General features: G+C 34.0%; 24 protein-coding genes and 3 tRNA genes. 12 read left to right on the top strand and 15 right to left on the bottom strand.

From position 1 onward, the window contains the following. Positions 1-39 precede the first annotated feature (39 nt). The 4 genes from ABZP37_RS16225 (at position 40) to ABZP37_RS16240 (ending at position 3,815) form a co-directional block, all read left to right on the top strand. Positions 40-1,752 carry a PAS domain-containing protein gene (locus ABZP37_RS16225; RefSeq protein WP_366184194.1) on the top strand — a complete coding sequence of 571 codons (1,713 nt, stop codon included), beginning with the start codon at positions 40-42 and terminating at the stop codon, positions 1,750-1,752. A gap of 2 nt (positions 1,753-1,754) precedes the next feature. Then, on the top strand, positions 1,755-2,156 hold the full coding sequence (locus ABZP37_RS16230; protein ID WP_366184195.1) for a response regulator: 402 nt from the start codon (positions 1,755-1,757) through the stop codon (positions 2,154-2,156). Positions 2,157-2,515: 359 nt separating this feature from the next. Beyond that, positions 2,516-2,842 (top strand): transposase, encoded by a 327-nt coding sequence (locus ABZP37_RS16235; protein WP_366187551.1) that lies wholly within the window; start codon positions 2,516-2,518, stop codon positions 2,840-2,842. Positions 2,843-2,984: 142 nt separating this feature from the next. Beyond that, complete coding sequence (locus ABZP37_RS16240; RefSeq protein WP_366184197.1) at positions 2,985-3,815, top strand: transposase; 831 nt, start codon at positions 2,985-2,987, stop codon at positions 3,813-3,815. 180 nt (positions 3,816-3,995) lie between these two features. Here the strand turns inward: ABZP37_RS16240 and rpsT are convergent, their stop codons facing one another. From rpsT to proS, 5 genes are all read right to left on the bottom strand, one after another. Beyond that, a complete protein-coding gene (gene rpsT / locus ABZP37_RS16245; protein WP_366184199.1) occupies positions 3,996-4,247 on the bottom strand; it encodes a 30S ribosomal protein S20 in 252 nt (83 codons plus the stop codon). 37 nt (positions 4,248-4,284) lie between these two features. Beyond that, positions 4,285-4,356, bottom strand: a tRNA-Glu gene (locus ABZP37_RS16250). A gap of 42 nt (positions 4,357-4,398) precedes the next feature. Then, positions 4,399-4,470: transfer RNA gene (locus tag ABZP37_RS16255), tRNA-Glu, on the bottom strand. A 49-nt stretch (positions 4,471-4,519) separates the two neighbouring features. Continuing rightward, positions 4,520-4,591 (bottom strand) — tRNA-Glu (locus ABZP37_RS16260). A gap of 77 nt (positions 4,592-4,668) precedes the next feature. Further along, on the bottom strand, positions 4,669-6,147 hold the full coding sequence (proS, locus tag ABZP37_RS16265) for a proline--tRNA ligase (protein WP_366184201.1): 1,479 nt from the start codon (positions 6,145-6,147) through the stop codon (positions 4,669-4,671). A gap of 100 nt (positions 6,148-6,247) precedes the next feature. On the opposite strand from proS, the gene ABZP37_RS16270 reads away from it, so the two are divergent. From ABZP37_RS16270 to ABZP37_RS16290, 5 genes are all read left to right on the top strand, one after another. Beyond that, complete coding sequence (locus tag ABZP37_RS16270; protein ID WP_366184202.1) at positions 6,248-7,228, top strand: hypothetical protein; 981 nt, start codon at positions 6,248-6,250, stop codon at positions 7,226-7,228. 40 nt (positions 7,229-7,268) lie between these two features. Beyond that, positions 7,269-8,807, top strand: coding sequence for an outer membrane protein transport protein (locus ABZP37_RS16275; RefSeq protein WP_366184204.1), 1,539 nt, complete (start codon positions 7,269-7,271; stop codon positions 8,805-8,807). Positions 8,808-9,017: 210 nt separating this feature from the next. Then, the gene (gene rimO / locus ABZP37_RS16280) at positions 9,018-10,331 is read left to right on the top strand and encodes a 30S ribosomal protein S12 methylthiotransferase RimO (RefSeq protein ID WP_366184206.1); all 1,314 of its coding nucleotides are present in this window, start codon (positions 9,018-9,020) and stop codon (positions 10,329-10,331) included. 41 nt (positions 10,332-10,372) lie between these two features. Further along, positions 10,373-10,831, top strand: coding sequence for a hypothetical protein (locus ABZP37_RS16285; protein WP_366184208.1), 459 nt, complete (start codon positions 10,373-10,375; stop codon positions 10,829-10,831). A gap of 39 nt (positions 10,832-10,870) precedes the next feature. After that, a complete protein-coding gene (locus ABZP37_RS16290; protein WP_366184210.1) occupies positions 10,871-11,773 on the top strand; it encodes an N-acetylmuramoyl-L-alanine amidase in 903 nt (300 codons plus the stop codon). Between the two features lie 442 nt (positions 11,774-12,215). Here ABZP37_RS16290 and ABZP37_RS16295 read toward each other — a convergent pair whose 3' ends face one another. The 3 genes from ABZP37_RS16295 to ABZP37_RS16305 all read right to left on the bottom strand — a co-directional run bounded on the left by ABZP37_RS16295 (position 12,216) and on the right by ABZP37_RS16305 (position 16,955). Beyond that, positions 12,216-13,226 (bottom strand): porin, encoded by a 1,011-nt coding sequence (locus tag ABZP37_RS16295; RefSeq protein WP_366184212.1) that lies wholly within the window; start codon positions 13,224-13,226, stop codon positions 12,216-12,218. Between the two features lie 540 nt (positions 13,227-13,766). Beyond that, positions 13,767-14,732 carry an aldo/keto reductase gene (locus tag ABZP37_RS16300; RefSeq protein WP_366184214.1) on the bottom strand — a complete coding sequence of 322 codons (966 nt, stop codon included), beginning with the start codon at positions 14,730-14,732 and terminating at the stop codon, positions 13,767-13,769. Between the two features lie 6 nt (positions 14,733-14,738). After that, a complete protein-coding gene (locus ABZP37_RS16305; protein WP_366184216.1) occupies positions 14,739-16,955 on the bottom strand; it encodes a B12-binding domain-containing radical SAM protein in 2,217 nt (738 codons plus the stop codon). A gap of 140 nt (positions 16,956-17,095) precedes the next feature. On the opposite strand from ABZP37_RS16305, the gene bshC reads away from it, so the two are divergent. Both bshC and ABZP37_RS16315 read left to right on the top strand, forming a co-directional pair. Continuing rightward, complete coding sequence (gene bshC / locus ABZP37_RS16310) at positions 17,096-18,685, top strand: bacillithiol biosynthesis cysteine-adding enzyme BshC (protein WP_366184218.1); 1,590 nt, start codon at positions 17,096-17,098, stop codon at positions 18,683-18,685. A gap of 94 nt (positions 18,686-18,779) precedes the next feature. Continuing rightward, a complete protein-coding gene (locus ABZP37_RS16315) occupies positions 18,780-19,199 on the top strand; it encodes a nucleoside-diphosphate kinase (protein ID WP_366184219.1) in 420 nt (139 codons plus the stop codon). Between the two features lie 147 nt (positions 19,200-19,346). Here ABZP37_RS16315 and ABZP37_RS16320 read toward each other — a convergent pair whose 3' ends face one another. Next, positions 19,347-19,643, bottom strand: coding sequence for a DUF721 domain-containing protein (locus ABZP37_RS16320; RefSeq protein WP_366184221.1), 297 nt, complete (start codon positions 19,641-19,643; stop codon positions 19,347-19,349). Continuing rightward, the gene (locus tag ABZP37_RS16325) at positions 19,624-20,064 is read right to left on the bottom strand and encodes a lipocalin family protein (protein WP_366184223.1); all 441 of its coding nucleotides are present in this window, start codon (positions 20,062-20,064) and stop codon (positions 19,624-19,626) included. The genes ABZP37_RS16320 and ABZP37_RS16325 overlap by 20 nt, the downstream gene beginning before the upstream one ends. A 277-nt stretch (positions 20,065-20,341) precedes the next feature. Here ABZP37_RS16325 and ABZP37_RS16330 point away from each other — a divergent pair, with 277 nt between their 5' ends. After that, positions 20,342-21,400 (top strand): serine hydrolase, encoded by a 1,059-nt coding sequence (locus ABZP37_RS16330; RefSeq protein WP_366184225.1) that lies wholly within the window; start codon positions 20,342-20,344, stop codon positions 21,398-21,400. Between the two features lie 273 nt (positions 21,401-21,673). On the opposite strand, the gene ftsY is transcribed toward ABZP37_RS16330, so the two are convergent. The 5 genes from ftsY to ABZP37_RS16355 form a co-directional block, all read right to left on the bottom strand. Continuing rightward, the gene (gene ftsY / locus ABZP37_RS16335) at positions 21,674-22,654 is read right to left on the bottom strand and encodes a signal recognition particle-docking protein FtsY (RefSeq protein ID WP_366184226.1); all 981 of its coding nucleotides are present in this window, start codon (positions 22,652-22,654) and stop codon (positions 21,674-21,676) included. 100 nt (positions 22,655-22,754) lie between these two features. Beyond that, complete coding sequence (locus tag ABZP37_RS16340) at positions 22,755-22,907, bottom strand: DUF4295 domain-containing protein (RefSeq protein WP_108740708.1); 153 nt, start codon at positions 22,905-22,907, stop codon at positions 22,755-22,757. Positions 22,908-22,984: 77 nt separating this feature from the next. Then, entirely contained in the window at positions 22,985-23,167 is a 183-nt protein-coding gene (gene rpmG / locus ABZP37_RS16345; protein ID WP_108740707.1) for a 50S ribosomal protein L33, read from the bottom strand. 29 nt (positions 23,168-23,196) lie between these two features. Beyond that, a complete protein-coding gene (rpmB, locus tag ABZP37_RS16350) occupies positions 23,197-23,433 on the bottom strand; it encodes a 50S ribosomal protein L28 (protein WP_108740706.1) in 237 nt (78 codons plus the stop codon). A gap of 75 nt (positions 23,434-23,508) precedes the next feature. Further along, a complete protein-coding gene (locus ABZP37_RS16355; protein WP_366184228.1) occupies positions 23,509-24,759 on the bottom strand; it encodes a CinA family nicotinamide mononucleotide deamidase-related protein in 1,251 nt (416 codons plus the stop codon). Positions 24,760-24,781 lie beyond the last annotated feature (22 nt).

Raw genomic sequence — 24,781 nt, forward strand, 5'->3', positions numbered from 1 at the left:
GAAATTTTCTAATTGACAATAATTAATTACATTTGGGTAATGAAAAACAAAATAAACCAAATAACCGTAGTATATCTGCTGATTGCATTGTTTGCAGTTATTGTTTTTCACAAACTCTCCCTACGCTATTTATTAGACGGAAACTACCCCATTTTCAACTTTTCCAAAGATATTCTATTAGTAACCTTTACAGGACTAATATTCAGGTATATTCTAACTGAAAATGAAAATAAAAGCAAAGCTATTTTTGAAAAATTAAAAAAAACAAATAACGAAATAAAAGAATCTAACGAAAAATACGATATCGTTGCAAAAGCTACTAGTGACACTATTTGGGATTGGAACATTGCAGAAGATAAACTATACTGGAACAAAGGAATCAAAGGTATTTATGGCTACAATCAAGAAGAAGTAGGAGAAAGCTCAAATTGGTGGTTTCAAAACATTCACCCAGAAGACAGCATAAAGATGTCAATTAAACTCTATTCTTTCATCGAACAAAAGACAGAAAACTGGCAAGACGAATACCGCTTCAAATGCGCAGATAACACTTATAAATATGTTCTTGACAGAGGATTTCTTTTAAAAGATGAAAACGGCAAAGCCATACGAATGATTGGAGCAATACAAGACATCACCAAAAGAAAAGAAGAAGAACTAAGACTTAAATTACTTGAAACAGTAATTCTACAAACAAAAGATTCCATAATCATCACCGAAGCCCATTTCAACAAAACAAAACTCCCCAAAATAGTTTACGTAAACCCTGCATTCACAACAATGACTGGTTATGAATCAGATGAAATCCTTCATAAATCTCCCGACTTTTTAAGCGGCCCAAATACTAATTTCAAAATCATTAAAAAAGTCATTTTAGCAATTAAAAATTACGAAGAATGCGTAATCGAAATGATTAGCTACAAGAAAAACGGAGAAGAGTTTTGGCTTCACTTTTCAATGATACCTATTTATAACTCTGAAAAAGAAATCTCTCACTGGATTTCAATACAGCGAGACATTACAGAAGAAAAAAGACAAGAAAAAGAAAGAGAACAATTAATCCTTGAACTAACAAGAAACAACAAAGATCTCAAACAGTTTTCATACATTACCTCCCATAACTTAAGAGCTCCAATCTCAAACCTAACCGGACTTTTAACACTAATTGAAGACATTACAATTGAAGATATTGAATTAAAAGAAATATTATACGGATTTAACAAATCTACACATTTACTAAATGAAACTATCAATGACTTAACAAAAGTCATGATTATCAAAGACAATACTTCCATCTTAAAAGAATCAATTTCTTTAAAAGACGTATTTGAAAATGTTTTCAATCAATTATCTTTCCAAATCGACCTACAAAGACCTATATTAAAAATAGATTTTGACAAAGTCCCTACTCTGATAGCCAACAAATCATACATTGAAAGTATACTACTCAATTTACTTTCCAATGCATTAAAATATAAATCGGACAACAGAAATTTAAAAATCACCATTACTGCAGATCAAACCAATGACCTTGTAACCTTACAGTTCAAAGACAACGGAATCGGAATTGACCTAAACAGAAACAGAGACAAAATTTTTGGCCTCTACCAACGATTTCATGATTATCCTGACAGCAAAGGTTTAGGCCTCTACCTTGTAAAATCACAAGTTAATGCCATGGAAGGAACTATAAGCGTAAATAGCGAAGTTGACAAAGGAACAACATTCACTTTAACTTTTAAAAACAAATAATAATGTTAAATAAAATATTGTGCATTGATGATGATCCAATCACACTAATGTTGTGCAAAAAAGTAATTTCAAAAACTGGTTTTTCAAAAGAAACTGCTACAGCACAGAATGGAGAAGAAGCACTTAAATATTTTAACCACATCAAAAAAACTGGGATAGAAAACCAAATACTTCCTCAATTAATTTTCCTAGACCTAAACATGCCTGTAATGGGAGGATGGGAATTCCTAGACTGCTTTAGCTCCAACGATTTCAATGACTTTAATCAAACTAAAATAGTCGTACTCTCTTCCACTATAGACCCAGAAGACTTAGAAAAAACAAAAAAATACCCAATGGTAATTGACTTTCTACCAAAGCCAATATCAACCTCAATGCTTGAATACCTAGCTGCTAAATTATAACATACTCACACAATGACTATCCAAAAAGAATCTAGAGACACCTTATTCTAACCAATACAAAACCAACCAACAAGCTAATCTAGATAAAATCAAATATATCGCTCAAGATTTCACTAATAGAGACACAGCTAAACAATCACTAACAAGAAGACGTTTTTCACCTTACAAAAGCCAATATAAACGGAGTGAAAGCCAAAAAGAAAGAACTTCAATTCTCTTTAATAAATATCCAAAAACACAGGAAGCATAATTACTAAGCCAAGAATCAAGAAACATCTACAATAAAAATACAGACAAATCAGGGGTCAATCTCAAATGTTGGGGAGGAATCGAAGATTTCATAACTTAGCGCCAAAAAAATCAAGCTTCCTGAATTAATAGTAGAACACTTTGATTTAGTAAGTACTAAAATCGAACAAGAGAAAATGCACTTGTTTTTTGAAGAGAAAAATACTCCTCCCAAAGAGTTTAACAATCGTCAACTAGTCTCTAAAGGATTCTTAAACGAGATCACCATCCAAGATTTCCCTTTGAGAGGTAAGTTGGTTTATTTATATATTAAACGACGAAGATGGACAGATAAAGAATCTCAAGCAATAATTCAACGTGATTGGAATATTATAGCACAAGGAACCCGCATGACTCAAGAGTTTGCGGATTTTTTAAAAGAGATTAATAGATACTAAAGCAAATGATTGTCACACTATAGGCTTCTTCTTTGGAGTCGACGGAAAGAAACTACAACGACAATATAAAAAACATCTCAGTAATTTTACTACCTGGAACCAAAGAGAGCACTCTAGTGAATGGTTATTGTTTCCCGAAAATATGGGACAATATTTATCTATTGATGAAGTTAATTTATCAATGGGCGAACTCTATACTGTGGTAACAAATAAAGCTGCCAAAGGTAAAAAAGGAGCAATAGTAGCTATTATAGCAGGGACAAAAGCCGAAATAGTGATTAATCACCTCCAAAAGATAAGTCCTGTTAAACGTAACCAAGTTGTAGAAATTACACTTGACATGGCCAATAGCATGAAGTTAATTGCTAAAAAATCCTTTCCAAAAGCCAAGCAAGTAACTGATAGGTTCCATGTTCAAAAGCTAGCATTAGAAGCTGTGCAAGAAGTTCGAATTAGGCTAAAATGGGAAGCATTAGATAAAGAAAATTTAGAAATAGCTGAAGCTAAGCTCAACAAAACACCTTTTGTTTCCAAAGAATTCTATAACGGAGATACAGCTAAACAATTACTTACCAGAAGTAGATTTCTACTATATAAAAGTCCAAATAAATGGAGTGAGAGTCAAAAAGAAAGAGCTAAAATACTATTTCAAGAATATCCCAAAATTGAAACTGTTTATTACCTAAGTCTAAAATTACGTAATATTTACAATAAAAACACAGACAAATCAGTTGCTATTACAAAATTAGCGCACTGGTATAATGATGTAGAAAAATTAGAAATCAAAAGCTTTAATACAATTATGAATACCATTAAAATCAACTATGATTCGATTTTAAACTACTTTGATAATAGAAGTACAAATGCTTCGGCAGAATCTTTTAATGCTAAAATAAAAGCATTCAGAAATCAATTTAGAGGAGTACGAAAAGTGGATTTCTTTCTCTTTAGATTAACTAAATTATTTGCCTAATCCCCAGCTTTTGTTCTTGATCCGATTCCTTTCTCTTTAGATTAACTAAATTATTTACCTAGCCCCCAAGTTTTACTCTTGATCCATTTATACCCTATAGATATATGGCATGCGTAGCGCACACAAAAAAAGCCTCTTTAAAAAAAGAGGCTTTTTGTATAAGATGTAAAAAAACAATTATTACAATTTCGCAACAAATTTAGTTAACTTAGATTTTAAGTTTGACGCTTTATTGTCATGAATAATATTCTTTTTAGCCAATTTATCAATCATAGAAATAACGTTTGATAACTTAGAAGAGGCATCAACTTTATCAGTAGCTATTCTTAATGCTTTGATCGCATTACGAGTAGTTTTGTGCTGATATCTGTTTAACACTCTTTTCTTTTCGTTGCTTCTAATTCTTTTTAATGCTGACTTATGATTTGCCATTTTATTATATTTTTATCTTTTATTATTTCTTTTATTGTAGTCCGTAAGGGAATCGAACCCCTGTTACCAAGACGAAATCTTGGCGTCCTAACCCCTAGACGAACGGACCATTATCACCTAGTTAGTTTATTAATCTAAAAGATTAATTTTGTAGCCCGTAGCGGAATCGAACCGCTCTTACATGGATGAAAACCATGCGTCCTAACCGATAGACGAACGGGCCATTTTTCCTTTTTAAGTCAAGGAAAACTTTCTTTGCAAAATAAAAATAGTAGCCCGTAGCGGAATCGAACCGCTCTTACATGGATGAAAACCATGCGTCCTAACCGATAGACGAACGGGCCTTACTTCTTTATTGCGGTTGCAAAGATACACCTATTTTTCAAACGTACAATAGCACAAGTAAAAAAAAATAAAAAAATTAATAAGCTTTTGCAAAAAGCACTCTCTTTGAAGACGGATTCCCTGTAAACACACAGGCTCCCAGCTCCTCTTTACCATCCAAAGGAATACATCTAATGGTTGCTTTTGTTAAATCTTTTATCTTCTCTTCTGTCTCTATTGTTCCGTCCCAATGAGCTGATAAAAAGCCTCCTTTTTCTTCTAAAACTTGCTTAAATTCTTCAAAATCATTCACTTCAGTAATATGTGTATTTCTATATTTCAAAGATTTCTCAAATAAATCGATCTGAATTTGCTCTAAAAGCTCTTTAATATAAATTGCAATTCCATCTTTAGATTTTGTCTCTTTTGTCAAGGTATCACGTCTTGCTACCTCAAAAGTTCCATTTCCCAAATCTTTTGGACCAACAGCAATTCGAACCGGAACCCCTTTTAATTCCCACTCGGCAAATTTAAACCCTGGTTTCTGAGTCGTTCTATCATCAAACTTAACCGTAACACCCAATTTCCTCAAATCAGCTGTTAAAACTGCAACAGTACCTGATATCGCAGTCAATTGTTCGTCTGTTTTGTAAATAGGCACAATCACAACATGTATTGGTGCCAAATTAGGAGGCAATACCAATCCTTGATCGTCGGAATGCGTCATCACTAAGGCTCCCATTAACCGTGTAGAAACTCCCCAAGAGGTACCCCACACATATTCTTGTTTTCCTTCGGCATTCGCAAACTTCACATCAAACGCTTCTGCAAAATTTTGCCCTAAGAAATGCGATGTTCCCGCTTGCAATGCTTTTCCATCTTGCATCAAAGCTTCGATACAATAAGTTTCTACAGCACCTGCAAAACGTTCTGATTCTGTTTTCAACCCTTTCACAACTGGAATTGCCATGAAATTTTGAGCAAAATCAGCATATACATTCATCATTTTTTCTGACTCTTCAATAGCTTCTTGGCGAGTCGCATGAGCAGTATGACCTTCCTGCCATAAGAACTCTGCTGTTCTTAAAAATAAACGGGTACGCATTTCCCAACGAACGACATTTGCCCATTGATTAATTAACAATGGCAAGTCTCTATACGATTGCACCCATCCTTTATAGGTTGACCAAATAATAGCTTCAGATGTTGGACGAACAATTAGCTCTTCCTCTAACTTTGCATTTGGATCAACCATTAATTTCCCAGGTCTATCGGGATCATTTTTCAATCTATAGTGCGTCACTACAGCACATTCTTTCGCAAATCCTTCTGCATTTTTCTCCTCAGCCTCAAACATGCTTTTGGGTACAAACAAAGGAAAATAAGCATTTTGATGTCCTGTTTCTTTAAACATTCGGTCTAATTCTGCTTGCATTTTTTCCCAGATCGCGTAACCATATGGTTTGATAACCATACAGCCTCTAACTCCTGAATTTTCAGCTAAATCAGCTTTTACAACCAGCTCGTTATACCATTTTGAATAATCTTCGGCTCGTGTAGTAAGGTTCTTGCTCATATTGAATAGTTTGGCACAAATATTGTTTTATTATTTTAACTAAATAGTTCCGCAAAACTAACTATTTTTGTAATGTGCAACAATAAAAAACCATACAGATATGAAAACTTCTATTTTTTCACTTAAAAAAACTTCACTATATATGCTATTTGGCCTAGGTAGCGTTTTATTATCATCTTGTGGTTCTTACCAAAACAGCTCCTATTATGACAATGACGGTATATATGGAGACTCTAACGTACAACGAACTGAAGCAACTCAGAGAGCCAATCAAAATAATCCCTATAAAGAGTATTTCAATTCACTACAAACCGAACCACAGTCTGACCAAGTATTTACTGATGTTGAAAGCTACAACAGTTACGACAACACACAAAACTCAAACAATCAATATGCTGGTTGGGGTAATAACCATCCAACTACCGATATTAATGTTTACTCCAACAATTGGGGATTAGGAATGTATGGTGGTGGATGGGGATATGGTGGCTACAGCGGTTACGGCTGGAATTCACCTTACTATGGATACAATAATTTTGGATGGAATTCACCTTATTCTAATTGGGGTTATGGAGGTTATGGATATGGTTATAACAATTTTGGATGGAACTCCCCTTATTATGGCTGGGGATACGGAGGTTATGGATACGGTTACAACACCCCTTATTACTACAATAACAACAACTCTTATAACAGAGTACGATCAAGTAGTTACAATGGAAGAGACACTTACAACTCTGTAAACTCTAGAAATTACGGCAATGACACTTACTCAAGAAGCTCGTCAAATAGTAGCACAAGCAGACGAACTTACGACTCAAATACCGCACCTGTGTTTTCTAGAAATAGTAGCTCAACATCTAATCGAACCTACACTCCATCTACCAACAGTAGAGAAAGCAGCGCACCAAGCCGTACCTATAACTCTGAAAGCAATAACAATTCTAGAAGAGAGTACAGCACCCCTTCCCCTACTTATAACAACGACACTTACTCAAGACCGAGTAGTTCTGGTTCCTCAAGCGGAGGTAGTAGCAGCGGTAGAAGTTCTGGTGGAAGTAGCGGAGGTAGAGGTAGATAAAACCTTTATTTATCCCAAAAAACTTTAAAACGATATTAAAATGAAAAAAATCATATACCTTATAATTGCAGGATTATCCTTTGGGACTATCCAGTCTCAAGAAGTGAGAGACGCAGTTCGTTACGCGCAAGACAACATTAATGGAACAGCTCGCTACAAAGCTATGAGCGGTGCGTTTGGAGCATTGGGAGGTGACTTATCTTCTTTAAATGTAAATCCTGCCGGTTCTTCTGTCTTTTCAAATAATCAAATGACATTAACATTTAGTAATTTAACTACTAATAATGCCTCGGAATATTTTGGGACTAAACACAACGAGAAATTAAGTGATTTTAATTTGAATCAAGCTGGTGCTGTTTTTGTTTTCAGAAATGGAGATCAAAAATCGAAATGGACAAAGTTTGCTATTGGGATTAACTACGAAAACACCAACAATTTCAATAATACTATTGGTGCTTATGGAACAAATCCAACCAATTCTGTTGGAGATTATTTTTTGAGTTATGCTAATGCTAATCCGATTAAACAGCAAGCTGGAATACCGTTAGGTGTAATTTTGGACAATTCTTATTCCAAACTAAACTACGCTGACCAACAAGCATATTTAGGGTATTGGGGGTTTTTGATTAATCCGAATAATGATGTTGACAGTAATACCATCTATAACAGCAATGTACCTGCTGGCGGAAAATATTATCAAGAAAACACGATAACATCTACTGGTTACAATGGAAAACTAGCCTTTAATGCCTCTGCGGATTACAATGATAAAATTCATTTTGGATTGAATTTAAATTCTCATTTTACTGATTTTAGACAAAAAACGCTTTTTTATGAAGATAATAAAAATGCAAACTCAAATACAATAGACTTAGTTAACACTTCTTTTGAAAATGAGATTTACACTTATGGTTCAGGATTCTCATTCCAACTAGGAACTATCATTAAAGCTACAAAAGAATTCAGAATTGGACTTGCCTATGAATCTTCAACTTGGTATCAACTTAATGACGAATTAAGGCAAAAGCTAACTTCAGGTATTTATGATTATAGAAACAATGCTTCTCCTTCTTTCGAAAACAAAACACCAGATTCAAACAAATTTGTTGTTTATGATACTTACAAACTGAAAACGCCAAGCAAAATCACAGGTAGTTTGGCTTATATTTTTGGCAAAAAAGGTTTAATTAGTTTTGACTACAGCCGTAAAGATTATAGCAAAACAGAATATTCTATTATAAGAGATACTAGAGACACTAACATTAACACCGAAATTGGACAGACATTGAAAGCTAGTTCTGAATTTAGAGTTGGTGGTGAATACAAAATTCAAGCGTTGAGTCTGCGTGCTGGATATCGTTTTGAAGAAAGCCCATACAAAGACAATACGACTATTGGTGATTTAACAGGTTATTCTGCAGGTATTGGTTATAATTTTGGTTCTACCAAATTGGATATATCTTATGCTAATGCACAAAGAACGACACAACAAGGTTTTTTCTCCCAAGGATTTACTGATGGAGCAAAAAACAACACTAAGACTGATACGGTTTCGTTAACTTTATTATTCGAATTGTAATATTTTAAGTATATCATTTAGAATCCGTTTCATGAATTTGAGGCGGATTTTTTTTAGCCCTGATGGAAGCGACATCCTCTTGTGAAGCGATAGCGGAACAAGAGATATAGCGGACAGCAGGAAATAGCTCCTAAAAAACATCCTAAAACATAGCAAAATTAATGCGGTTTGGATAAAAAAGCGTAATTTTGCACTCCAATTTACAAAACTATGAGAACCAAGTCTTTAAAAAAGAATAAAATCAACGTAATCACATTAGGATGTTCAAAAAACATATACGATAGTGAAGTCCTAATGGGCCAACTCCGTGCTAATGGAAAAGAGGTAGAACACGAAGCTCCTGCTGAAAGCGAAGGAAATATTATCGTGATTAACACTTGTGGTTTTATTGATAATGCTAAAGCAGAATCTGTAAACATGATTCTTGAATATGCTGATAAGAAAGAAAAAGGTTTGGTAGACAAGGTTTTTGTAACTGGATGTTTGTCTGAGCGTTACAGACCTGATTTGGAGAAGGAAATTCCGAATGTAGATCAGTTTTTTGGAACGACCGAATTGCCTCAATTGTTGAAAGCTTTGGGAGCCGATTACAAACACGAATTACTAGGAGAGCGTTTGACGACTACTCCAAAAAACTACGCATACTTGAAAATTGCTGAAGGTTGTGATAGACCTTGTAGTTTTTGTGCTATTCCAATCATGAGAGGAAAACACGTTTCACAACCTATTGAAAAACTGGTAAAAGAAGCGCAAGGATTAGCAAGAGATGGTGTAAAAGAATTGATTTTGATTGCTCAAGATTTGACTTATTATGGTCTTGATATTTATAAAAAACGAAATCTTGCTGAATTACTAGAAGCTTTGGCAGCTGTAGAAGGAATCGAATGGATTCGTTTGCACTACGCCTTCCCTACTGGTTTCCCGATGGATGTTTTGGACTTAATGAAACGTGAACCTAAGATTTGTAATTATATTGATATTCCGTTGCAACACATTTCGGATTCTATTTTGAAATCGATGCGTCGCGGAACTACACAAGCAAAAACGACTCAATTATTAAAAGACTTTAGAGCGGCTGTTCCTGGAATGGCAATTCGTACGACTTTGATTGTTGGCTACCCTGGAGAAACTCAAGAAGATTTCAACATCTTAAAAGACTGGGTTCAAGAAATGAAATTTGACAGAATGGGATGTTTTGCTTATTCTCACGAAGAAAATACGCATGCTTACCTATTGGAAGATGATGTTCCTGATAACGTTAAACAAGACCGTGCCAATGAAATCATGGAATTGCAATCACAAATTTCATGGGATTTGAATCAAGTAAAAATTGGCCAAGTATTCAAATGTATTATTGATCGAAAAGAAGGACAGCATTTTGTAGGTAGAACTGAATTTGACAGTCCGGATGTTGATAACGAAGTATTGATTGATGCTTCACTGCATTATTTAAAAACAGGGGATTTTGCTATGATTAAAATTACGGATGCAACCGAATTTGATCTTTACGGAGAGCCTGCCTAATTATTCTTTATTTTTTTGGATAACTTTATTTAAAAAACATCATGATAAAACTAAATCTCATAGTATTTTTTATAATTTTCTTTTTAACCATTAGTACAGCACATGCTCAGTACGGAAATGGTTACGGAAATAACAGTGGTTATGGAAGTAGTCGAATGGACAGATCTAATCAAGTTCAAGATACTCCTGAAAAACCAAAAGAAATCCCTGTAGAAGTTACTGTGGGGGAAATCATGAAAAAAATGACTCCCGAGCTAAAATTGGATGTACTACAGGAAATTGCTATTGGGAATGTATTAAAAGAAAGTATCCGTGAGCAAGGAATCATTATCAAGGATGAAAAAGTAGGTCAAGAACAAAAAGGTAAAGAGATTCAAGCTTTGTCAGAAACAACAACTCGAAAAATCAATGAATTTTTGAATCCTGACCAAAAAGAGCTCTATAAAAAATGGATTGAACAAAAGCCTGACCACAAAAAAAAATCAAAACGCAATAAATAATCAATACTTTAGTTCTATTTAAGAAGTCCCTAAAAAAAAATGAAAAACTACTTTTATTTATTGATTACAGCGCTCATAATTTCATCATGCGCACCAAAACCTTATAAGACGTCTGAAAAAATTTATAATGAAAAATTAAAAACGTTCAAAGAAGACATTTCCATTAAGGAGCCTAAACCATTACCTGTAGTCACTACAACTACATTAATAATAGATTCATCCTATACCCACCGATTATATAAATTTAGTGATGCTATTACAAAAATAGAGGAAAAATCATTAAATAACGGGATTCAAACTGAATGGATAGGAACGGTTAATTTTAACTTACGCAAACCCAACTTTATAATTCTTCACCATACGGCTCAAGATTCTATTGAACAAACTATTAGAACATTCACACTCACCAGAACACAAGTAAGCGCCCATTATGTAATAGGTGACGATGGTAGAGTGGTACAAATGCTGAATGACTATTTACGCGCATGGCATGCTGGCAGTGGTTCATGGGGAAAAAATAAAGACATCAACTCCTGCTCTATTGGAATTGAACTTGACAACAACGGGAACGAACCTTTTTCAGAAGCGCAATTAACAAGTTTAATGGCATTATTGAACAAACTCAAAAAAGACTACGACATCCCAAAGGAAAATATTATAGGCCATGCCGATATTGCCCCTTCACGAAAAAAAGACCCAAGCCCTCTATTCCCATGGAAAACCTTGGCTGAAAATGGTTTTGGTTTATGGAAAGACGATATATTAGCATCTGCTCCGGCTAACTTCAATGTAGAACAGGCTTTGCGCATCATAGGTTATGACACCAAAAACCTTAATGCTGCCATCACTGCTTTTAAACTACACTTTATTCAAACTGAAGTTGATAGTGTATTAGATGAAAAAACTATTAATACCATCTACAATATCTACAAAAAGAGCTAATTCAAAGATCAATTTCAAGAATTAATGACCGTTTTCAAAGGTCAATTTGTATTACAATATCAAAACTTTGTGAACTTAGCGACTTTAATTAAACCAACTTAAAGGTCAACTATCCAATTAAATATTTCAAAATCTTGAGTCTCATTATCTTTTTGACTCAACTTATAAAGTCTATAACTTATTTTAAAACATTAGGAACCTTATACCTTCTTGGTGTCTTTGCGGTTAAACCATTTACAAAGAGCAATTGTAAAATCATTATTCGTTAATTTACAATCATTAATCAAAAAACTTAGAAAACCTTGTGCTTTCTTTGTGGATCTTTTCGGTTAAACTTCTTTTAAACAAAAAACTGTCAAAACATCTATTGAAGAATGTCTTGACAGTAAAAAAATGTTTTTATATAAATTCTAGCAAATGAATACCAAACTATTTATTTGATTTAGAATCCGTAAACGCAAGCTAAAGAAAATTGAGAAGCCGATTTAGTATTTGGTATAGAAGTAAGAGCTGCTGCTGGTGAATCATAAAATATGTTATTTTTACCACTATCTAATCTAAACTCAGGGATAAATGTCAATCCTCCAGCTTTTAAATTAGCCGATAATGTTAACGCTGTTACTGAATCTCCACCAGAACCAGATTTAAACTTGAAGTATTCTCCACGTAAACCTAGACCAAAGTTTTCAGATACAGCTACAGCTGGATATAAAGCTGCTCCTGTATATCCTGTACTACCTGTGTTTGAAAAATCAGCCGTATTTAATCCTAACGTGAATTTTTCAGATAATTGGAATGACGCTGTTAAGTCGATAATAGTTCCACTAACTGAACCATCCATGAAGTTAATATAAGCACTAACTCCTTCAGCAGGTGTCAATGATAATTGAGCTCCAACCGCATTCAATCCTTTGATTGGATCTGCACTATATGAATTCCAAGTATCATTAAAAGCCCCTACCATAAATCCAACTTTATCAGATATTGCATAGTTTGCTTTAATTCCAGCATTTTGAAATGGACCATTCGTAAACAAATAAGAAGTAGAATAATGGAAGTTTGCCAAAGGCGAAATTACCTCATACCCTACAAATGTTCCCATATAACCTGCTGTTAAAGTCAATTTATCAGTTGCAGCATAAGCTACATATAAATTTTGAATATGAAAAGATTGACCAGCTACATCTGGAATAGATTGTTTTTCTCCTCTAGGTCCAAAAGAAATCTCACCTACAAATGAAGTTTTACCAGTTGTTTTCTTCAAAGCAATATCTAACATCCCTAATGATACAGAGTTTTGATCAGTTGCAAAACTTGTTGGTATATTAGCTGTTTTAGAAAAATCATACTTGTAGTATGCATCTGCAGAACCAGAAATTTCTAGTGGTGTGTCTTGAGCAAATGTCATGTTTCCTGTTAGCGCTAATGCTAAAATAATAATTACTTTCTTCATGTTTAATCTTGTTTTGGTTTAATAATTAATTAATGCATTTGGTTTTTTCCTATTCTTTATTATTAAAGTTCAATAGAACTCTAACTTTTATTTTGTTTCAAAAAACACAAATGCACTTCATTTTTTCATTGTTCTACGGCGAATATATTAAGTTAATATTAACTAAAATAAGAATAACTTTGTTTTTTGACCATTTTTTGGTCGTTTTATTAATACAATAAATCAAATTCAAATAAATAGACTATCCTCATAAATAATGAATAAAAAATACAGTATTCATAATCTGTATTTTCACATAAACCCCTATTATTTTAGATTAAAAATAAAAAATATTATAAAAATAACACATAAAGAACCAAAAAATCACATTTAAAAACACAAACCCCTATAAAAATAGGGGTCGTAAATAACTGAATACTATTTTCAAAACAACCAAATAACAGCTTTATAATAATTCGCTTCAAACAAAACCTTATTTCTAAACATAAAAAAGGCCTCAAAATATATTTTGAGACCTTTTTAACCATTACCAATAATATGTTAATTCGAACTTTTCAATATTTTTTCAATAGTATTAATTTCGTCTTTCGTAAAATCTACATTTTGCAAACTATCTAGATTATTATTCAATTGTCCCACAGAACTCGCACCAATCAAAACAGAAGTAATTCTATTATCCTTCATTAACCAGGTCAATGCCATTTGTGCCAAAGATTGATTTCTGTTTTTGGCAATCTCGTTCAGTTGAATAAGTTTTTGAACTTTCTCTTCCGTTACCTCGTCAAGTCTCAAATGCCCATTTGGATTAGATGCTCTTGAATTTTCTGGAATCCCTTTCAAATACTTGTCGGTTAACAATCCTTGTGCCAAAGGCGAAAAAGCAATACAACCTACTCCTTTTTCTTCTAACACATCTAGCAAACCATCTTCAACCCAACGTTGCAACATAGAATACTTAGCTTGATGAATTAAACAAGGCGTTCCTAATTCTTTCAAGACCTCCACCGCTACCTTTGTTTGCTCTGCAGAGTAATTACTAATCCCTACATATAATGCTTTCCCGCTACGAACTGCATAATCCAAAGCCATCATCGTTTCTTCAATAGGTGTATCTGGATCTGGTCGATGCGAATAGAATATATCCACATAATCCAAATTCATTCGTTTCAAACTTTGATCTAAACTGGACAACAAATATTTTCTAGAACCCCAATCTCCATAAGGTCCATCCCACATAGTATAGCCAGCTTTTGTCGAAATTACCATTTGGTCACGTAGATCTCCTTGAAAATTATTTTTTAGAATTTTTCCAAAATTAGTTTCGGCCGATCCTGGGACTGGCCCGTAATTATTAGCCAAATCAAAATGAGTGATTCCTTTATCAAAAGCTTCTTTGACAATGTTTTCTCCATTTTCAAAATTATCGACAGAACCAAAGTTGTGCCATAAACCTAAAGAAATTTGCGGCAATAACAATCCACTCTTTCCACATCTATTATATTTCATATCCTTTTATAATGTTAATAATCCATAATTCCTTAATATATGTATCGGTTTTGAATACCAAAATAACTCAAAATCTTCGAGCTGGCTTTCAAAATCATTTTTTAATTCTTGAAAAGTGTATACCTTATTATTAATGACTGCTAATTTAGTTAAAATAGCGACCAACCATTCCCCTTGCTCTTTACTAGTTTGAACATCAAAACTTTCTTGTTTATCATGAAAAGTCAAACGCATCATTTCCCAACTATTGCCTTTTTTCGATTTTGTAAAATGCTCCACTTCTGGCTTTCCACCCAACCAAACTATTTTTGCCGTAGGCTTAGTAGTCAAAATAGCATCCTTTTCCAATGCCTTTTGAATAAAATTAGCTGGAATTTTGGTTTTAGGGATTTTAAAATCAAACCAATCTTGCAATTCGTAATCAAAACATATTCCATGCATAAAATTGAACAAGGATTTTTTCAATCCAAAACTAAATTGTTCGTGATCAATTCCTGTCTTATCTTTAAAATCAACATCATTATTAGCAAAAAGCCCTTTCTCAAAACCTTTCAAAAGTGGAGATACGGGAATAACACCAAATGCTTCTGGGTCTAATCCTACTGGACTATGTGCTGTCATTGCAAATTGATGCCAAAAACCAGATTGCAACACACCTACTTCAAACAATTGACGCACCATTTCTAAACTATCAACTGTTTCTTGAATCGTTTGCGTCGGATAACCATACATCAAATAAGAATGTACCATGATCCCAGCTTGGGTAAAATGCTGAGTCACGTTGGCAACTTGCTCAACCGTTACACCTTTGTCTATCAGTTTTAATAATCGATCTGAAGCTACTTCCAGCCCTCCCGAAATGGCTATACAACCTGATGCTTTCAATAACAAACACAAATCAGCTGTAAAACTTTTTTCGAATCGAATATTCGTCCACCAAGTGATTGAAATTTTTCTTCTCAAAATTTCGAGTGCCAAAGCACGCATCAATGCCGGCGGTGCAGCTTCATCTACAAAATGAAAACCAGTTTGCCCAGTTTGAATCACTAATTCTTCAATACGATCACAAAGTAAGTTGGCAGCAACGGGTTCATAAATCTTAATATAATCTAAAGAAATATCACAAAAGGTACATTTCCCCCAATAGCAACCATGCGCCATAGTGAGTTTATTCCAGCGTCCGTCACTCCACATACGGTGCATGGGATTGACAATCTCGATAACCGAAATGTATTTATCCAATAACAAATCTGAATAGTCAGGTGTTCCTACTTGTGCTTGCTTATAATCCGGCTTAGTAGAATTATTTTTGTAAACGACTTTTCCGTTTTCTAGAAGAAAAGTTCGCTTTAAAGACAGCTCTACTTCGCTCGATCTGACAGCTTCAATCAACAACTCTACAGGAGCTTCTCCATCATCCAAAGTTATAAAATCAAAAAACTCAAAAACACGAGCGTCTGATAAGGAACGTAATTCGGTATTAGGGAAACCACCACCCATTGAAATTTTAATTTCGGGATAATTCCTTTTCACCCATTGTGCAGATCGAAAAGCACTGTATAAATTCCCTGGAAAAGGAACAGATATTAAAAACAAATCGGGTTGAACAGTTTCAATTCTTTCTTTTAAAATTGAAAGTAAAACTCCATCAATATAAGTCGGTTCTTGCTGTAAAGCTTCGTATAGCTCATCAAACGAATTCGCAGAACGACCTAAACGTTCTGCATACCGACTGAAACCAAAATTGGCATCCACACATTCGACAATAAAATCGGAAATATCTTCAAGATATAAAGTCGCCAAATGTTTACCTTTATCCTGAGTACCCATGGAACCAAAAGCCCAATCTAATTCTTCCAATTGCGCAAAACGAGACGCTTCTGGCAAATAACCTTCTTGGCAAATTTGAAGAGCCAATGTTGGATTCTTACCTTGTAAAAATGAAATTACGGAGTCAATTGTTTTTATGTATTCGTCTTGAAGCGCAATAATTCGTTTCGAATTACCTGAAACTTCTCCAACTTGAAACTTTGAACTTTGAACCTGAAACAAATTTAAAAGTCCTTCTTTCGAAAATAATTCCAAAATAACTTCAATCCCTAAATCTGCTTGAACGGACGATACATTTATGGTATTCAAAAAACCTTTGATGTATGCCGTTGCTGGATAGGGCGTATTCAGTTGCGTGAAAGGCGGGGTAATGAGTAAGAGTTTTGATTTCAAAGTCTGTCGTTTTATGCAAAAATAAGTGATAAATAATTAATAGTTCAATTGAGACCGTATATCATTTCCTAAACATTTCTTAATCACTAAAAATATCATTTTAGTTTTCTTATTTTAGCAGTAAATTTAGACCTTCAAACATGCCTACCGACTGTATTAGCTATCAAGAATCAGGATATTTCAGCCCTTTGATGAAAGATTATTTGAACCAGGAATCAAATCTTCAATCATTGTACAATCATTTTCCTGTTTTAGAAAATTTCGAGAAGCAACTAGTCGAAAAACAGGCTAGTTATGACTCAAATTCGAGAGCCACTTTAGTTTCCGTTTTACACCAACAATATAAAAAAAGTACTATTTCAAGCCTAACACATCAAAACATTGAAGCGTTAGGCACCTCCAATACATTCACTGTTACTACAGGACATCAACTCAATTTATTTAGTGGGCCATTATATTTTTTATACAAAATCATCTCGACCATTAATTTGACTAACGAATTAAAAGCCAACTATCCTGCTTACAACTTTGTTCCTATTTATTGGATGGCAACGGAAGATCATGATTTTGACGAAATCAACTATTTTAATTTTAAAGGAAAAAAGTTCCGCTGGAATACCGAAAGCACTGGACCCGTTGGAAGATTAAGTACGAATGGACTTGATGAGTTTTTTGAAATATTTAAACTAGAATTAGGACACACAACTAATGCCGACAAATTAAAAATATATTTCCAAGATGCTTATTTACAACATTCGAACTTAGCCGATGCCACAAGACATTTAGCCAATGCTTTATTTGGCGAATATGGTCTAGTTATTATTGATGCGGATAATAAAGATTTAAAGCAACTTTTTACTTCATTTATCAAAGAAGAACTAACGCAGCAAACTGCCCATAAAGCAGTTTCTGAAACGATAAAAAAAATAAGCGATTATAATATTCAGGTGAATCCTCGTGAAATTAATCTATTTTATATTGAAGACAATTTACGAGAACGCATCGTTTTCGAAAACGGAAAATACCTTGTTAACAATACCACTATTGAATTTTCAGAAAAAGAAATACTAGCTTTAGTCGATGCTAATCCAGAGAAATTCAGCCCTAATGTGATTATGCGTCCGCTGTATCAAGAAGTAATTTTACCTAATCTTTGTTATATTGGTGGTGGTGGTGAAATTGCGTATTGGCTTGAACTTAAATCTTTTTTTGACACTGTAAAAGTTACTTTTCCAATGTTATTAGTTCGTAATTCTGTACTATTAGCAACTAGAAAGCAAGTTTCCAAAGCCGAAAAACTAGGCCTTTCCTGGTCCGATCTATTTGCAAATCAAACTTATTTAGAAAATCAGCTTACGCAAAAGTTATCTTCATTTTCAATTGATTTAACCCCACAAAAAGAACAACTACAAAAACAATTCAAAGCGCTTTTTGAGATCGCTTTACAAACTGACAAATCTTTTGTAGGAGCTGTAAAAGCACAAGAAACCAAGCAAATAAAAGGACTAGAAAACCTTGAAAAACGTTTACTGAAAGCTCAAAAAAGAAAATTAAAAGACGAATTGGAACGAACAACAGATTTACAAAATGAATTATTTCCAAACAAAAGCTTACAAGAACGACAAAATAATTTTTCTGAATTTTACCTCGATCAAGGACAACAGTTGATTCCAAAATTAATAGACAGCTTAAAGCCTCTAGAGCAGCAATTCAATATCGTTATTTTATAAAACCCATGAAAAATTAACACTATTCCGCTTTTTTTAACAAAATAGACTTTCAATAAGTTTAAAAAAAAGCTAAGTTTGCAAAAAAATAAAAAAAATGACTACTAACAGAACTTTCACCATGATCAAGCCAGATGCAGTGGCTAATGGTCATATCGGGAACATGCTCGCTATGATTACCAATGCAGGTTTCAAGATCGTATCTTTAAAACTAACACAACTTACTGTAGCAGATGCACAAGCATTTTATGCAGTTCACGCTGAAAGACCTTTTTACGGAGAGTTAGTTAACTTTATGTCTAGTGGCCCAATTGTAGCTGCAATTCTAGAAAAAGACAACGCTGTTTCAGATTTCAGAACTTTAATTGGAGCTACAAATCCTGCTGAAGCTGCCGAAGGAACCATCCGCAAAGCATATGCTACTTCACTAGGAGAAAATGCAATACATGGTTCTGACAGTGATGAAAATGCTTTTATCGAAGGTACTTTTCATTTTCCTGGAAGAGAAATTTTCTAGCACACAGTATTCAGTCACAGTACTTAAAAACAAAAAAATCCATTTGCTTACACAAATGGATTTTTTTGTTTTAATACTTACTCACTAGTTACTTTATTACCGTAAACTGAGACTAAAAACTGAATACTGCGACTCTTTAACTAAAAACTACCGTAGCACAACATTAGTAACCACTTCACGTCCCAGTTCTTCATTAATCATTTTAATGATTTTAGATTTCCCAAGACTCAATTCTTCCCTCAATACTGACGAAGTAAGCTCAACATACAATGTACTGTTTTTCAATGCTACATTTTGCGTATAACTGTTCACACCATTCCCCATCAAACTCGCCCAAGCCTCTTTCACATTAACCTGGTCCATCCCTGGCTGCAACTTATTTCCTTGAATAATCTGCTTCAATACATCCCCAACCGTACTTTGATTATTTAATCTTTTCGCCATTTCCTGTTAAGTTTATCGGTCCCGTTCTTTTATAATGATACTCTTTTTTCTCTTCATTCTTCACCACCAACTCATCATCCGTCAATGTTATCAACTCCTCAGTCCATTTAGCAAAATCCGTTGAATAGTCCAAATATGCTTTTTCATCCTCAAAACGCACTAGCACATTTTCATAGCTATCATTTACAATAAAAGTACCGTCCAATTGTGGCATCACTTTTTTACGAATTCCTTCGTTATTTTTCATTGCAAAAAAATCATAACTTTCGTTTATTTTGAAATTTTTATCCTCACCATCTGGCAAATCCACTTTTTCAATTTCCCAATAACCGTTTAATTTAGCCACATCAGCAGGCTCAATCTTGTTCTTGCACCCCACAATCAATAAGGCAATTAATGCCATTTTAAAAACATTCTTCATACAATATTAGTTTTTTGGAGCTATATCCTGCTGTCCGCTATATCTTTTTATTTTGCCCAAAAAAAAGGCAAAATAAAAAGGATACCGCTTCCATCAGGGCTAGGCCATCAGGAAAAAATAGCTTTTCTATTCCCTACAAAGTTACTCTTTAATAATCCATTCAAAAGAAAAAAACCAAAACAGATTAAACTTTTTAGATTACTTTTAGTCAAAACTACCTCAAACAATTCTGCTCCAAATGAGTAAACTTAGTATTAAAAACTTAAAACTATTTCAAATGAAAACCTTACAAAAAAGTTTAATAATACTACTTATCACCATCCTAGCAAGTTGTAACAAAGACGATCCAAAAATCACCGAAATCATTTATTTTCCACCACTTATAGGAAACACTTGGGAAACAAAACCAATAACCAACTTAGGTTGGAACCCAGCAGCAGCAAAACCATTATTAGATTATTTAGCCCTCAAAAACTCCAAATCCTTTATTATTCTGGTCGATGGGCGTATTGTAATGGAAAATTATTTCAACGGACATGATGCCTCAAAAGGTTGGTATTGGGCAAGCGCCGGAAAAACCTTAACCACAACAGTTACTGGAATTGCAGAACAAGAAGGCTCAATAAACATCAACAATAAAGTATCTGATTATTTAGGAACAGGATGGACCAGTTTACCACTTATTAAAGAAAACCTCATTACCAACAAACACCTACTTACCATGACATCAGGATTAGATGATACTGCTGATTGCGTCATGCCAAATTGCCTAACCTACAAAGCCGATGCTGGAACTAGATGGGCGTATCATAATGTGTATGTAAAATTACAAGATGTAGTAGCTAAAGCCAGTAAACAAACATGGAGCAACTATTTCAACAGCAAACTAAGAGACAAAATAGGAATGGAAGGCACTTGGTTCCAAGTTGACAATAATTCTGTTTATTACAGTACTACTAGAAGCATGGCGCGTTTTGGCTTGCTTATTTCTAACAAAGGAAAATGGGATCACAATCAAGTTCTCAATGAAAACTACTGCAATAGCGCCACCAATACTTCGCAAAACATCAACCTTAGTTACGGATATTTGTGGTGGCTTAATGGTAAAAGCAGTTATCATTTGCCACAATCACAATTACAAGTCCCCGGAAGTCTTATTCCTTCTGCCCCAAATGATATGTATATGGCATTGGGCAAAAATGACCAAAAAATTTACATTATTCCAAGCAAGAAAATGGTCGTAATCCGTATGGGAGATCCAGCTGATGAAACTAATTTCGCTCTATCTGATTTTGACGATGCACTTTGGAAAAAGATTAATGCTTTGTACCAATAAATCATCTTCATTTCAACCCAACAAAAAAACCGTTAACAAAATCAACTGAATACATCAAACTAAATTTCTTAACGGTTTTAAAATATTGATTACTGATTTACTGTTTTTTAATCCTTTTGGTCAGGCCAAAAACAAAAAGCATAACTCCTAAAACTAACAAAGTATAATAAATGGCAATACTTTGACTTCTTAGTACATTAGCACCTACAAAACAAAGAACACTGATTAAATACAGGTTCAATGAACTTAACTTTTTAAAAAAATCCATTATTTTTATTTAAAGAAACTATCTACAAATTCATACTTATTAAAGACTTGTAAATCTTCGATACCTTCACCTACCCCAATATACTTAACTGGAATCTGGAACTGGTCTGAGATACCTATCACAACGCCACCTTTGGCAGTTCCATCAAGTTTGGTTACCGCAAGCGAAGTTACTTCAGTAGCTGCTGTAAACTGTTTGGCTTGCTCAAAAGCATTTTGACCAGTTGAACCATCCAAAACTAATAATACATCATGAGGTGCATCAGCAACCACTTTTTGCATTACACGTTTTACTTTAGAAAGCTCGTTCATTAAATTCACTTTATTATGCAAACGTCCGGCTGTATCAATAATAACTATATCAGCATTTTGAGCTACTGCAGATTGTAAAGTATCAAAAGCTACTGAGGCTGGATCACTCCCCATATCTTGACGTACAATGGGAACTCCCACTCTATCCGCCCAAATTTGCAATTGGTCAATAGCAGCTGCTCTAAAAGTATCTGCAGCTCCTAAAACCACATTGTATCCTGCTTTCTTAAATTGATACGCTAATTTACCTATCGTTGTAGTTTTACCTACTCCATTCACTCCTACCACCATCAAAACATAAGGCTTGGCTTGAACAGGAACCACAAACTCTGTTGCTTCACCAGAATTAGTTTCAGACAACAAACCTGCAATTTCTTCTTGTAAAATGCGGTTCAATTCATCCGTTCCTAAATATTTATCTTCTGCTACTCGCTTTTCAATTCGAGTAATAATTTTCAAAGTAGTATTAACTCCCACATCCGAAGAAACTAAAATTTCTTCTAAATTATCCAATACATCATCATCCACTTTTGCTTTACCCGCAACAGCTTTGGTCAACTTTGTAAAAAAAGATGCTTTTGACTTTTCTAAGCCTTTGTCTAACACCCCTTTTTCTTGCTCGGTAAGACTCTGTTCTTTTTTGTCAGATGAAAATATTTTTTTAAAAAAACTCATAATCGGAATTGTGCTAAATTCGTACGTAATAACAGGATAAAGATAAAAATAAAAAAGCTACTTCCGTTAGAAAGTAGCTTTTTTATATAATGTCTTTTAATTACTTCTTTTTCAAGAATTCATCAACTAACTCAGGAGCTAAAATAGTTTCTACGAAAGTATAAGCGCCAGTTTTTGGAGATTTCACCATTTTGATGGCTTTTGATAATCTCTTAGAAGCTGTTTGCAATGATGCTACTGTTTTCTTTGCCATGTCTAATTATTTGTTTATTTGAAATTTTTATAAAACTCTAATGGAAAACCATTTGAGATTTTATAAATCTCTAATTATTACTTAATTTCTTTGTGAACAGTTACTCTTTTCAAAACTGGATTAAATTTCTTAATCTCTAATCTGTCTGGAGTATTTTTTTTGTTCTTAGTTGTAATATATCTTGAAGTTCCTGCAACACCTGTTGTTTTGTGCTCAGTACACTCTAATATCACTTGAATTCTATTACCTTTCTTTGCCATCTTGCTCTATGTTTAGTATTGGAAAAAGATTATTTGATAAATCCTTGTGCCTGTGCTTTTTTCAAAACAGCAGAAATTCCATTTTTATTAATTGTTTTTACCGTAGATGCTGCTACTCTAAGAGTAATCCATCTATCTTCTTCTGGAAGATAAAAACGCTTCTTAACTAAGTTTACAGAAAATTTTCTCTTAGTTTTATTCATAGCGTGAGAAACGTTATTTCCTACCATCGCTCTTTTACCTGTAAGGTCACAAACTCTTGACATTATATATATCTTTTAATCGTTATTCAAAATCAGGGTGCAAAGAAAAGAAAAATAAACGTATCAAACAAAATTTTACTACACAAATTTCATAATTTCTTTTTGCAATATCTCTAAACTTTTATATACAGCTCTATCTATCACTTTCTCACGGGGTTGACCAAAATTAAACTCTTCAACAATGACTTCATTAGGAGTTGCCAAAGCAATAAAAACGGATCCAATTTCAGCATCACCCTCGCCTTTTGTTGGTCCAGCGTTCCCAGTTGTCGCTATCGCATAATCAGTTTTCATTAACTTTTTCACGTTCAAAGCCATTGCAGAAGCAACCTCGGCACTCACCACCGAAAACTCCTCGATTAAGGCGTTTGGAATCGACAATACCTCTATTTTGGCTAGTGTTGCATAAGAAACTACACTTCCTTTAAAATAATTTGAAGCACCCGCAACTGACGTTAACAAAGAAGCAATAGAGCCTCCTGTACAACTTTCGGCTGTAGCAATTGTAGCATTTTGTTTTTCCAACAGTCTCCCTACAATTACCTCAATAGTTTCATCTTCCTCATAACCAACGATAATATCATTGATAATTGCCTTCAACAATACTACTTGATTTGCAATCTCTTTTTCTAATTTTCCTTTATCAATACCTCTAGCAGTCAATCGCAAACGTACTCTTCCCGGACTTGGTAAATACGCCAATTTCACAAATTCTGGCAAATTATCTTCCCATTCCTCAAGACGTTCTGCCACCATACTTTCTCCTTGTCCGTATGTAAGTATTGTTTTATGTAAAATATACGGACGTTTATACTCTTTAACAACTTTTGGGATGATTTCGTTTTCTACCAAATACTTCATTTCATAGGGCACTCCTGGCAAGGAAACAAAAACAGTATTTTCTTTTTTCATCCACATCCCTGGAGCCGTACCTACTTGATTATGAAGTACTATACAACGAGAAGGAACCAAGGCTTGATCTTTATTTATCTGTGTTATAGCTCGCTTATAAAAACCTTCAATCAATTCCGTTACATGAGCCAGAACAGTAGCATCCACCACCAATTCATCATCAAAATAATCACAAAATGTCTTTTTAGTTACATCATCTTTTGTAGGCCCTAAACCCCCCGTTACAATAACCAAATCAACCTTGTTTTGAAGCTTTTTGAACGTATCCAAAATGTGTTGTTTATCATCACTTATAGACAACATTTCGTGCGTCTCAACTCCTATCCTATCCAAAGATTTAGAGATAAACGCCGAATTTGTATCCACAATTTGACCAATTAAAATTTCATCTCCAATAGTAACTATAGTCGCTTTCATGCTGTTTTATTTATTTGACTTC

It is taken from the genome of Flavobacterium ovatum, assembly GCF_040703125.1.
Lineage (GTDB): Bacteria > Bacteroidota > Bacteroidia > Flavobacteriales > Flavobacteriaceae > Flavobacterium > Flavobacterium ovatum.